12 protein-coding genes are annotated in these 11,791 nt (G+C 69.1%); 3 read left to right on the top strand and 9 right to left on the bottom strand.

Going from position 1 to position 11,791, the window contains the following annotated elements; all coding sequences use genetic code 11:
* Nucleotides 1-166 precede the first annotated feature (166 nt).
* From TVH25_RS12035 to TVH25_RS11995, 9 genes are all read right to left on the bottom strand, one after another.
* Nucleotides 167-673 (bottom strand): hypothetical protein, encoded by a 507-nt coding sequence (locus TVH25_RS12035; RefSeq protein WP_422424257.1) that lies wholly within the window; start codon nt 671-673, stop codon nt 167-169.
* A gap of 40 nt (nt 674-713) precedes the next feature.
* Entirely contained in the window at nt 714-1,475 is a 762-nt protein-coding gene (locus tag TVH25_RS12030; RefSeq protein WP_422424256.1) for an ABC transporter ATP-binding protein, read from the bottom strand.
* Entirely contained in the window at nt 1,472-3,163 is a 1,692-nt protein-coding gene (locus TVH25_RS12025) for a dipeptide/oligopeptide/nickel ABC transporter permease/ATP-binding protein (RefSeq protein ID WP_296549597.1), read from the bottom strand. The genes TVH25_RS12030 and TVH25_RS12025 overlap by 4 nt, the downstream gene beginning before the upstream one ends.
* Nucleotides 3,160-4,155: an ABC transporter permease gene (locus TVH25_RS12020; RefSeq protein ID WP_422424254.1), complete on the bottom strand. Its 996-nt coding sequence runs from the start codon at nt 4,153-4,155 to the stop codon at nt 3,160-3,162. Before TVH25_RS12020 ends, TVH25_RS12025 begins: the two co-directional genes overlap by 4 nt.
* Before the next feature lie 3 nt (nt 4,156-4,158).
* Nucleotides 4,159-5,802 carry an ABC transporter substrate-binding protein gene (locus TVH25_RS12015; protein WP_422424252.1) on the bottom strand — a complete coding sequence of 548 codons (1,644 nt, stop codon included), beginning with the start codon at nt 5,800-5,802 and terminating at the stop codon, nt 4,159-4,161.
* Between the two features lie 163 nt (nt 5,803-5,965).
* Entirely contained in the window at nt 5,966-6,322 is a 357-nt protein-coding gene (locus TVH25_RS12010) for a DUF5655 domain-containing protein (protein ID WP_169620239.1), read from the bottom strand.
* Nucleotides 6,323-6,386: 64 nt separating this feature from the next.
* A complete protein-coding gene (locus TVH25_RS12005) occupies nt 6,387-7,337 on the bottom strand; it encodes an SURF1 family protein (protein ID WP_169620238.1) in 951 nt (316 codons plus the stop codon).
* A gap of 28 nt (nt 7,338-7,365) precedes the next feature.
* A complete protein-coding gene (locus TVH25_RS12000; RefSeq protein WP_378528936.1) occupies nt 7,366-7,839 on the bottom strand; it encodes a low molecular weight protein-tyrosine-phosphatase in 474 nt (157 codons plus the stop codon).
* The gene (locus TVH25_RS11995; RefSeq protein ID WP_169620237.1) at nt 7,829-8,518 is read right to left on the bottom strand and encodes an HAD-IA family hydrolase; all 690 of its coding nucleotides are present in this window, start codon (nt 8,516-8,518) and stop codon (nt 7,829-7,831) included. The genes TVH25_RS12000 and TVH25_RS11995 overlap by 11 nt, the downstream gene beginning before the upstream one ends.
* A gap of 76 nt (nt 8,519-8,594) precedes the next feature.
* Between TVH25_RS11995 and TVH25_RS11990 the strand changes: the two genes are divergently transcribed.
* The 3 genes from TVH25_RS11990 (at nt 8,595) to TVH25_RS11980 (ending at nt 11,695) form a co-directional block, all read left to right on the top strand.
* Nucleotides 8,595-9,740 carry a Nif3-like dinuclear metal center hexameric protein gene (locus tag TVH25_RS11990; protein WP_169651791.1) on the top strand — a complete coding sequence of 382 codons (1,146 nt, stop codon included), beginning with the start codon at nt 8,595-8,597 and terminating at the stop codon, nt 9,738-9,740.
* A gap of 75 nt (nt 9,741-9,815) precedes the next feature.
* Nucleotides 9,816-10,553: a zinc ribbon domain-containing protein gene (locus tag TVH25_RS11985; RefSeq protein ID WP_169620235.1), complete on the top strand. Its 738-nt coding sequence runs from the start codon at nt 9,816-9,818 to the stop codon at nt 10,551-10,553.
* On the top strand, nt 10,502-11,695 hold the full coding sequence (locus TVH25_RS11980) for a bifunctional RNase H/acid phosphatase (protein ID WP_422424251.1): 1,194 nt from the start codon (nt 10,502-10,504) through the stop codon (nt 11,693-11,695). Before TVH25_RS11985 ends, TVH25_RS11980 begins: the two co-directional genes overlap by 52 nt.
* Nucleotides 11,696-11,791 lie beyond the last annotated feature (96 nt).

Raw genomic sequence — 11,791 nt, 5'->3', positions numbered from 1 at the left:
CAGTTCCGGTTCGCCGGCCATCAGCAGCGCGATCCCCCGGAGCACTGCCGACACCCGGTCGGCTCGGTTCCCGTCGGCCTGCCCCGGCGCCCGCGCGCCCGCCCCCCCCCGGGCGCCCCCCCCCCCCCCCGGGGGGGGGCCACGTCACGCTCGATCACACGAGTGGTTACCCCACGATGTCGTAGACCTCGTCCGCCGGCGCGGAGAGCAGTCGGTCTGCCATCTCCTGCTTGAGCACCGTCAGCCGTTCATCCTCGGCAGGGGCGCGGTCGGCCTTGCGGCCGAGGGAGATGAACTCGTCGGTGACGAACCCTTCACGGATCTCGAGCCTGACCGTCTTTCCCCGGTAGGTGAGTTCGAATACGTACCGCTCGAGGGTCGCTCCGCGCTCAGGGCGTTCGAGTGCCGGGTCCACGGTGAAGCGGCCCTCGGTGACGCCGCGCGTGACGACCTCGAACGTGTCGCGTACCCCGGGGCCGCGGTGTGCGGTGACGGCCGAGATCTCGCGGCGCTCGGCCGGTGCATCAGGGCTCAGAACCGGCAGGGCACGCTCGAGTACCTTGACGGCGTGCGCGACGCCACCGGGAAAACCCGGGCCGTGGTACTTCATGATGTCGTCGACACCGAAACCGATGACGGTTCCGTTGTCGACGACCTCGAGCACTGCAGACATGGTCGATCCTCCTTGTGTTGACGTTGTTTTCGACGCTCGGTCAGCGGGCGCCGGACGCGGCGGCGACGAGTGCTGCGGTGTAGGCGTGCCGGGGACGGGCGAGAACCTCGCTCGCGCGGCCGGATTCGACTACACGGCCGCCCTGCATGACGACGATGTTCTCGCAGCTGCGTTCGGCGAGCGCGAGATCATGCGTGATGTGCACGACGGCGAGACCGGTGCCGGCGGCGAGTTCGGCCATCAGGTCCACGATCCCGATGCGTAGCGACGCGTCGAGGCCGCTGGTCGGTTCGTCGGCGAGCAGGAGGCGCGGGCGCGTCACCAGTGCCCGCGCGAAGGCCACACGCTGTCGCTGGCCGCCGGACAGTTCGTGAGGGAAACGGTCCAGATAACGGGCCGTCGGTGTGAGGTGCACGGCGTCGAGAGCGGCGATCGCCGCTTCTCGCCGCTCGGTACGGCCACCGAGTCCGTGGATCACCATGGGTTCGGCGACGATGTCCCGGACCCGCAGTCCGGGTGGCAGCGACGCGTACGGGTCCTGGAAGACCATGTGCATGTCGCGGCGCACCTGTCGTCGTTGCCGTCCGCGGGCAGTCGTCACGTCGGTACCGTCGAAGACGATGCTGCCGGCGGTCGGAGTGACCAGTCCGGCGATCGCCCGCGCCACCGTGGACTTCCCGGCGCCGGAACCGCCCACCAGGGCGACCGATTCGCCCGCCGCGACCCGCAGGGAGACATCGGATACGGCGGGGACACCGTCGAACACCACGGACAGCGATCGGATGTCGAGCAGCGGGCTCACCGTGCGGCCTCGAGCAGCGCGGGGCGGAGCCGGGGAGCGGATTCGACGAGGTGCCGGGTGTAGGGATGTTCGGGTGCTCCCGTGATCTGCGAGACCGGGCCGATCTCCACCAGGTCTCCGTCCTTCATCACGGCGATGCGGTCGGCGATCCGCTCGATGACCGGGAGGTTGTGGGTGACCACCAGCAGCGCCAGCGAGTGCCGGGTTCTCAGGTCGTCGAGCAGTGCGAGCACTTCGGCTTCGCGGAGCACGTCGAGGCCGCTGGTGGGCTCGTCGGCGATCAGAACGTCCGGATCGTTCGCCAATGCCATCGCGATGACGACACGCTGCCGCATGCCCCCGGACAGTTGATGCGGGTAGGCGTCGGCCCGATCGGCACCGAGACCCACCTGGGCCAGCAGGTCGAGCGAGCGTGCCCGCGCGTCGGCGCGGCTGCAGGAACGGTGTGCCCTGACGGCTTCATCCAGTTGAGAGCCGATGGTCGTCACCGGGTTCAGGGCGCTCAGGGCCTCCTGCGGAACGAGAGCGATTCGGTTGCCGCGCACGGCGCGCAATTCCGCGGGCGTCATGGCCGCGACGTCCCGGCCGGACACCAGCACGCGCCCGGACACAATGCGTGCCGCGGGCGGCAGCAAACCCACCGTGGCGGCGGCGACGGTGGACTTCCCGCTGCCGGATTCGCCGACCAGGCCGAGCAGTTCGCCGGGTGCGATCGAGAACGACACGCCGGTGGCGCCGCGTCCGTCCGCGCCGTAGCGGACGGTGAGGTTGTCGACGACCAGGGGGTGCTGCACGTCGTCGGCGACGGTCTCGGGGGTCGCCGCCCGGAGACGAGACCGGCGAGAGGCTTTGCGCGGTAGAAGGATCGGCCGTGTCCGCTCTTCGATGGCGTTGCCGAGCAACGCGAACCCCAGCACCGTGACCGCGATCGCGATGCCGGGCGGCAGGACCCACCACAGCCACGCATCGGTCAGGAACGCGTTGCGGGAGTGGGCCATCGACAGCATCGACCCCCAGCTGGCCGCCGAGATGTCGCCGAGCCCGAGGAACGACAGCGAGGCCTCGAGCAGGATCGCCGTCTTCACGGCGAGGACGAACTGCGGAACGACGAGTGGGACCACCGCGGGTGCGATGTGGCGGCGGAGCACATAGCCCGCGCTCGCGCCCATCGCTCGCTGGGCCTGGATGTGATCGCGCTCGCGCAGGGTGAGGACCTGCGCGCGCAGTTCACGGGCCATGCCGGCCCAGAGGACGGCGGAGATGACCATGATCTGGGTGCGCAGGCCCGGACCGGCGAACACGCCGATCACGATGGTCAGTGGCAATACCGGGAGGGACAGCACGACGTCGACGGCGCGCATGAGAACGGTGTCGAGGACACCGCGCGCATAGCCTGCGACGACACCGACGAGTGTGCCGATCGCGGTGGCGACGGTTGCGGCGACCACACCGACGAACAGGGAGACACGGGCGCCGTGAAGCAGCATCGACAGCAGGTCGTGCCCGACGTCGTCGGCGCCGAGCCAGTGCTGCCAGGACGGAGACGCGAACGGCCGTGTCGCGCGCTCGGCCGGGTCGAAGGGGGAGAGCCACGGCGCGGTCAGCGCGCACAGCACCAGGATTCCGAGGATTACCGCGCCGGCCGTTGCGAGTCGCTGCGACCGTGTCTTCGTACCGAGAATGCTCACACGGTCACCTCTTCGTGAGTCGTGGCGGAGGTCCGGTCGCGACGGACCCGGGGATCGAGCAGGGGATAGGTCAGGTCGGCGACGATGTTCGCGGCGACGATGCCGACCGTGGCGAGCAGGAATGCGCCCTGGAGCAGGGGATAATCCCGCGCGGTGACCGCGTCGAAGGTGAGTTTGCCGAGACCGGGATATGCGAAGACGGATTCGACGACGACCGCACCGGACAGCAGGACGCCCACGGTGAGCGTGAGGGTGGTGTAGACGGGCAGCAGCGCGTTGCGCAGGGCGTGTCCGACCGCGACGCGGAACTCGCTCAGGCCCTTCGCCCGCGCGAGCCGGATGAACGGCTCGTCGAGGACCCCGACCATCGACGCCCGGGTCATGAGGAAGAACCCGCCGACACCGGCAATCGTGAGCGTGGCGACGGGAAGCGCCATGCGCGAGGCGACTTCGAGCAGCCATTCCCCGCCGGTGGAGGTGATGGCCGCTGCCCCGTAGGACGGGAACCAGCCGAGGGTCACGGAGAACACCGCGATGAGGATCATTCCGATGAAGAAACCGGGCATCGAATCGAGAACGAGAATGCCGACGACGGTTCCGGTTTCCTTGCCGGTGCCGCGGCGCCAGGCCGCCCAGGCACCGAGCAGGGTGCCGATGAGGAACGCCAGGAGGGTGCCGATACCTACCAGCGCAACCGTCCAGGGCAGCTTGTCCCACAGGACGCCGCCCCGGGGCGGGTGGTGCTGCCCGGAGATGCCTCTCCCCCGGGGCCCCAGACCCGACCAGAACGAGAGGTATTGCTCGAGGATCGGCCGGTCGAGTCCGTACTCGGCGCGCATCTGCGCGATGTACTTGGGATCGAGGGCCTGCTGGTCGCCGCCGTAGAGGTATTCGACGGGATCGCCGGGCGCCAAGTAGGGCAACGCGAAGTTCAGCGTCACCGCCGCCCACAACACGAGCGCGTATTGCCCTGCTCGACGCACGACGGTCATGGGTCAGTCCTGCGGTGCTTGTGCGTTGGCTGCCTCGACGACGTCCGCCGGCAGGAACGACCACTTGTGGACGATGCCGTACCCCGGGGTTTCGATCCATCCACCGAACGTGTCGGCGCGAAAGGCCCAGTACTCGTCCGGGTAGTACAGGGCGATGGCGGTCGGCTGGCGGTTGAACAGCTTCTGCATGTCCTGCATGGCGGCGATGCGCGCGTCGTTGGTCTCGGTGGCCTTCCACGCGTCGTACAGGGCGTCGAACTCCGGGTAGGCGAGGTCCGGGTGCTTCCACAGGTTGCCGGAACGGTGCGACATGATGAACTGCGTCGAATCGGCCACTGCGTGAGGGCTGTTCGTGGTGACCATCATGTCGTAGGTCTTCTTGGACGACGCATCGGAGAACGATCCGGAGTCGAGCGGGGTCACGGTGACGGCGATGCCGATCTCGGCGAAGTCCTCGACGAGCAGTTCGGCGGCGCGGACCTGCGGCGCGTTGCCACCGTTGACGGCCAAGGTGAAGGTCGCCGGTTCGCCGGCGGGATTCTCCCGGGTGCCGTCGCCGTCACGGTCGGTCCAGCCGAGGCGGTCGAGCAGTGCTGTGGACTGCTCGGCGTCGTAGGGGGTCGAGGCGTCGGGGTCGGCGAACGGCGCGTCGGGATGGACGTAGCCCTGTGTGCCGGGACGGCCCTGGCCGAGTCCGACGACGTCGAGCAACTGGTCGCGATCGACCGCGAGGTTCAGCGCCGCGCGGAAGTCGGCCTGTGCGAACGGTTCCCGGGCGAAGTTCAGTTTGAGTTCCGGGTAGCTGAGCGGCGCGACGGTGATCACGCCGATGTCGTTCGAGGCGGTGAAGCGGTCCACGAGTTCGGGTGTGAGCGCGCGGTCGGCGGCGTCGATCTGGCCGGAGCTGAGCGCGGTGAACGCGGCGGCGTTGTCTTCGATGACCGGCATGACGAGTTCGTCGACGGTCGGGGTACCCGCGAAGTAGTCCTCGTTCGCCTCGAAGCGGTACCCGCTGGTCGGGCTGTAGTCGACGAGCACGAACGGTCCGGTGCCGACCGGAAGGTCGGTGACGGCTTTGGCCTCGGCAGGGTCGACCTTCGACCACACGTGCTCGGGGATGATCGGCAGGTCCGCGAGTGTGACGGGGCCCAGTTCGGGGCACGAGTAGTCGCACACGAAGCGGACCGAGTCCTCGTCCACGGCGTCGACCGCGGAGATGGACGGCGTGTCGTTGACGTGGTGGGTGTAGCGACCGGTGGGGGCGGCGTGCATGTAGTGGAAGCTGAAGACGACATCGTCTGCCGTGAACGCTTCACCGTCGTGCCAGGTGACGTCGTCGCGGAGGTCGACCTCCCAGGTGGTCGCGTCGACCTGGCGGACGTCGGTGGCCAGCCACGGCTGGGGGTCGGCGACGTAGGGGGACGGCGACAGAAGCTTGTCGTAGATCAGCTCGGTCATCTGGTCCGTCTGGCCGGCGAAGATGTTGAGGGGCCCGGAGTCCTTGGAGGCGGCGATGGTGAGCGATCGGGCCGAGGACGGTCCCGGAGCCGACTCTGCCGCCGTGCTCGACCCGCCGCATGCTGCAACGAGAAGTGCCGGCGCAAGAACGAGGGGCAGGGCGTGAGAACGCCGGAGTGTGCGCGTCAACTGAGTTCACATTCTGCTGAAGGGAAGTACACGGCCCGCACCACCCGAGGTAAGGCAATCCTTAGTGCGGTAAGGCTACCTTAATCCAGATCCGGGCATAAAAGGCAACCGCCCCCTCGTGTGAGGGGGCGGTTGTGTTGTCTCCGGAGAACGGACGGTTCGGCTACGGGCCGGGCTCCGCAGCCGTGTCGTAGGCCTCGCGCAGGAGTTCGGCCAGATGGTCGTCGAACCCGGCGGCGTCCGCGAGACTCAAACGGTGGGTGGTGATCGGGCCGGTCGGGAACGCCTCACGGAGAGCCGCGTGGTGCACCCGCCGCGGAAGATCGAGGGCGACTTCGAGCTTGGAGGCGTACACGAATGCGGCAGCGAATGTGCGGCCGCGGGACCACGAGATCTCCGACGCGTGCACGCGCTCCTCGATGTCGTCACCGAGGTCGAGAACCATCGTGCGGAATCGCAGGAACGCCTCGATTGCGGCCGGGTCCTTGTCCGCCAGGTAGTCCTCGACCGTGGCGTACATCAGGGCTCCTCGGAAAGTCGGTCGGCGGAAATGCGGTCGGCAGACGTGCGGTCGGCCCAGCCTGTCACCGGGACCGTCCGTAACGGTCGGCGAGCTTGTCTTCACGGGACGGCGGCGCTGCAGGAGCCGGCGCGTCGGCCGGTGCGGTGCCGGCGGGCACGGTGTCGTCAGCATCGTCGGTGAGCGCAGTGCTCTCCGACTTACGGAGGTCCGAACCGCGGCTGTCCGACTTCGCGGTGTCCGAGGCGTCGGCATCCGGCCCGGCGATCGTCGCGGCCTTCGCCTTCCGGCGTTCGCGGAGTTCTGCCCACACGAAGTAGCCGAGACCGAGCGGCGCCATGATGCCGAACGCGAGCCACTGGAGACCGTAGGAGAGGTAGGGGCCGGCGTCGAGCTGTGGCAAGGGGATGGTGCCGAGTCCGCCGGGCTGACCGTCGTCGAGCTGGAGGTAGACGTCCTCGAGCGGAAGCCCGGTGACCTGCGCGACCTGCGGGGCGTCGATGAAGTAGACCTGCTGATATCCCGCGTCGGTGAACGGGTCCTTGCCGGCCACGGTGCCCTCCGACATCCGGATCCGAGCGTCGAGGGAGACGTCTCCGGCCGGTGCGGGCGGGACCTCGGGTACCGCGGTGCCCTGCACCGGGCGGACGAAACCGCGGTTGACGAGGATCATCCGCCCGTCGTCGAACTCGAACGGAGTGAGGACTTCGTAGGCGGGACGGCCGTCGATGTTGCGCAGCCGCACGAGTACGTCGGAGTCGGGGAGATACGAACCCTGGGCCACGACCCGTCGCCACTCGTCGTCCACCGTGGGGCCGGGGCCGGCGAGAAGGTCACCGACCGGCACCGGATCCTCGGACATGGACGCGGCGAGACGATCGTTACGTTCCTCGGTGCTGGTGTTCTTACCCAGCTGCCACGGGGCGAGGACGGTGAAGCACGCGTAGGCGAAGCCGCCGACCACCAGGGCCAGGACCAGCCAGCTGGGACGGAGGAGAAACGTCAATCGGCGCACGTGTCCACGGTAGACGGTGAGGTAGGTCTCACTGCTGCCGCACCCAGTCGAGCAGCGCGGGAATCGCACCCTCGATCTGGTCGCGGACCTGCTCGAACTCGGGGAGCCCGCCGTAGTACGGATCGGGCACCGAATCGCCGTCGGCATCCGGGTCCAGCGATCGCAGCAGGACGCGCCGCTCCGCCGGGACACCCAGGTGCGCCACCGCCCGATCGTGGTGGGTGGTCATCGACACCACCAGGTCTGCGGAAAGATGCGACGGTCCGAGTTCGGCCGCGACATGCCCGGTCGGGTACCCGTGCCGCTGCAGCACCGCGTTCGTCCGCGGGTCGGCCTCGGCGCCGACATGCCAGCCGTGCGTGCCGGCGCTGCTCACCCGCACCCGGTCGCCGAGTCCTTCGCGGCGCACGTGCTCGGCGAAGATCTTCTCGGCCATCGGAGACCGGCAGATGTTGCCGGTGCACACGAACGTCACGTGGAGCACGTCGTCGTCAGCGGCCACCCGTGAGCACCTCGCGAAGTTCGTCGACACTGGTCGCGATGCGGGCGGCGGCCTGCCCCTCGGTGGCGTCGCCGTAACCCCATTCGACGAAGACCGTCGGTATGCCCCAGCGTCCCGCGCCGTGGATGTCGTGCTCGCGGTCACCGACCATCACGACGCCGGTGGTCCCTGCTTCGACCGGCCGGATACCGAGGGCTTCGAGGCTGTGCGCGACGACATCGGATTTCGCGCGCCGCGTTCCGTCGTCACTCGCCCCGCCGATGAACTCGAAGTACGGCGCGAGCCCGAAGTGGTCCAGGATGCGTTCGGCGAAGGACTCCGACTTCGATGTCGCGACCGCGAGGCGGCTCCCTGCGGCGCGCACGGCGTCGAGCAGGGGTTCGACGCCGTCGAACACCGCGTTCTCGGCCCAGCCTGTCGCCGAGTAGTACTCCCGGTACGCCTCGATCCCTGCGGCGATCCGGTCCTCGTCGAGCCCGAGTGCGAGCAGGCTGTCGCGCATGGGCGGACCCAGCAGTCGGTGGAGGTTGCCCGTGGGTGGAGCGAATCCGACGGTGTCGGCCGCGTGGAGAAATCCGTTGATCACGCCGGTCGCCGAGTCCGTGAGCGTTCCGTCGAGGTCGAACAGGACAACCGGGGCGGGCAGGAGCAGTGGCTGTGGTTCGACGAGAAGGGTCACGCATCCATTGTCCTCGGTTCGGGCACACCGCGCCGCGTAGGGTCGTCGGGACAGCCGAGACAACCCAGGAGGACACGTGACTGCGCCGTCGCTGCGTGAGGTGATCGACGTACTCGATACCGCGTATCCACCGTCGCTGGCCGAAGGGTGGGACTCCGTCGGACTGGTAGCGGGCGACCCCGCCGACCCGGTCCACAAGGTGCTCCTCGCAGTCGACGCCACCGCCGATGTCGTCGACGAGGCACTCGAGTGGGGTGCGCAGTTGCTCTTCGTCCACCACCCGCTGCTGCTGCGCGGCGTCGACACGGTGGGCGCGCACACCCCGAAAGGCGCGTTGATCCACCGGCTCATCCGCGGGGGCTGCGCGTTGTTCACCGCGCACACCAATGCCGATCGTGCGAATCCCGGCGTGTCCGACGCCCTCGCCGAGGCACTCGGGCTGACCGGACTGCGACCGCTCGAGGCCAAGCCCGAACCGGCCACGGACAAATGGGTGGTGATGGTGCCGTCCGGTTCCGCCGACAGCGTCCGGCAGACGTTGTTCGATGCCGGTGCGGGAGCGCTCGGCAACTACACGGAGTGCTGCTGGACCACTTCCGGCACCGGCCAGTTCCGTCCCGTCGGCGCAGCCGATCCCGCACTCGGCGTCCTCGGGGAACTCGAGCACGTCGAGGAAGCTCGTATCGAGGTGATCGCTCCGCGACGTTCCCGCTCCCGGGTGCTCGCCGCCCTGCGCGCCGCCCATCCCTACGAGGAACCGGCGTTCGACGTGCTCGAACTCGCCGAACTCCCGAGTGCTCGCGGGCTGGGGCGGGTCGGGGAGCTACCCGAGACGATGACGCTCGCCGAGTTCACCGAGTCGGTGGCCGCGGCCCTGCCCGCCACCGTGTGGGGAGTACGCGCCGCAGGCGACCCGGAGCGGCCGATCCGGAGCGTCGCGGTGTGCGGGGGATCGGGCGATTCGTTCCTCGGCGCGGTCGCGGCGCTCGACGTGGATGCCTACGTCACAGCGGACCTCCGGCACCACCCCGCCGACGAGCACCTGCGCGCCGGGGGTCCCGCACTCGTCGATGTCGCACACTGGGCGAGCGAGTATCCGTGGTGCGCTCAGGCACGTGACGTTCTCGACGCGGCATTCGCCGGCCGGGACGGCTGGCAGGCGCGGGTGAGCCGGTTGCGAACCGATCCGTGGACGACCGCCGCGGTGCGCGCGGTACCGTAATCAGCTACGACCCGTCTCCGGGGCTGTCCGTCATCCCCGCCCATCGAGGCCCCACCGAAAGCAGGAACCACCCGAGTGAACGTCGAATCCGCAGTGCAGTCCAAGCTTCTGTCTCTCGCCGCCGTGGACGCGGAGCTGAATCGCCTTGCGCACCGCCGTCGCACCCTGCCGGAACAGCAGACGGTGGACCGGCTCCAGTCCGACCGCAACGCGCGTAAGGATGCGGCCGTGGCCGTCGAGATCATCCTCGACGATCTCGATCGCGACATCCGCAAGCTCGAAGGGGAGATCGAAGCGGTGCGCATGCGTGCACAGCGCGATCGGACGATGCTCGAGAGCGGGTCGGTCGGCTCGAAGCAGCTCACGGAACTGCAGCACGAACTCGGAAGCCTCGAACGCCGTCAGGGGGCGCTCGAGGACGACCTCCTCGAGGTGATGGAACGTCGCGAGGCGTCGAAGGGCGACCACGATCACGCCGGGGCGCAGGTCTCGCAGATCGACGATCAGCTCGCCGACGCGACCCGCGCTCGTGACGAAGCCCTCGCCGACATCGACGTCGCCGAGCAGCGGTGCCGCAGCGACCGCGCGGCCCTGATCGGTGCGCTGCCCGAGGACCTGGTGGCGTTGTACGAAAAGCAGCGCGAACAGACCGGCATCGGCGCGGCACTGCTGCAGGGACGCCGCTGCGGTGCCTGCCGCCTCGAGCTCGACCGGGGCGAGATCGCCCGGATCGCGGCCGCACCTGCCGACGCGCTCGTGCGATGCCCGGAGTGCAACTCGATCTTGGTGCGCACCAAGGAATCCGGACTGTGACCCGGGTCGTCGTCGAAGCGGACGGCGGCTCGAGAGGAAATCCGGGACCGGCGGGCTACGGTGCCGTGGTGTTCGACGCCGACCATCGGACCGTCCTCGCCGAGCGGCACGCGAGCATCGGGCGGGCCACCAACAACGTCGCCGAATACCGGGGACTGCTCGCGGGGCTGACCGCCGCCGCGGAACTCGGGGCGGACGAGGTGGACGTCCGTATGGATTCCAAGCTCGTCGTGGAGCAGATGTCGGGCCGCTGGAAGATCAAGCATCCCGACATGGTTCCGCTCGCCGCGGCGGCGCGGGAGACGGCGGCGAAGTTCCGCCGTGTCGACTACACGTGGATTCCACGCGCCGAGAACGCGTACGCCGACCGTCTTGCGAATGTGGCCATGGACGCCGCTGCCGAGGCACTCGTCTCCGGCGAGGAGACGCTCGTCCTCGCAGAGTCGTCCTCGTCGCCTTCGGTCGCGGCGACGACTCCGCCGGCCGCGACGACTCCGGCACCCACGGCGCCGGGCTGGACGGGCGCGACCGGTTCGCCGACACGGCTCCTGCTGTTGCGGCACGGCCAGACACCGCTGTCGGTGGAACGCCGCTACTCGGGGCGGGGCAACCCGCCGCTCACCGAACTCGGTCGTGAACAGGCCGTTGCCGCCGCGCGCCGGATCGCGGCACGAGGAGGCGTCGCCGCCGTGGTGTCGTCACCGCTCGGCCGCGCCCGCGAAACCGCCACCGTGGCCGCGGACGCCCTGGATCTGCCCGTGACGGTGCACAACGGCCTGATCGAGACGGATTTCGGCGAGTGGGAGGGCCTCACGTTCGGTGAGGCCGCCCAGCGCGACCCGGACATTCACCGCGCGTGGCTCGGCGACACCTCGGTGCGTCCGCCCGGTGGCGAGAGTTTCGACGAGGTCCACACGCGGATTGCCGCCGCGCGAGACGATCTGGTGTCGGAGTTCGGGGGAGTGACCGTACTCGTCGTCTCCCACGTCACTCCGATCAAGACCTTCCTGCGGCTCGCGCTGGATTCGGGTCCGTCCCTGCTGTACCGGCTGCACCTGGACCTGGCGTCGCTCAGCACCGCGGAGTTCTATCCGGACGGCGGATCCTCGGTGCGTCTGGTCAACGACACTTCGCATCTGTAACACGCGATATCCCGGTTCACGGGAGCAGCGATGAAAAGAGTGGCCGCGCAGGCATGTCGGGGGGTGCCTGCGTGGCCACTCACATCATGTATCGCT

This window comes from Rhodococcus sp. 7Tela_A2 (genome assembly GCF_049311045.1).
In the GTDB taxonomy this organism is placed as follows: domain Bacteria; phylum Actinomycetota; class Actinomycetes; order Mycobacteriales; family Mycobacteriaceae; genus Rhodococcus.
This window is presented reverse-complemented; position numbering and strand designations above follow the sequence as displayed.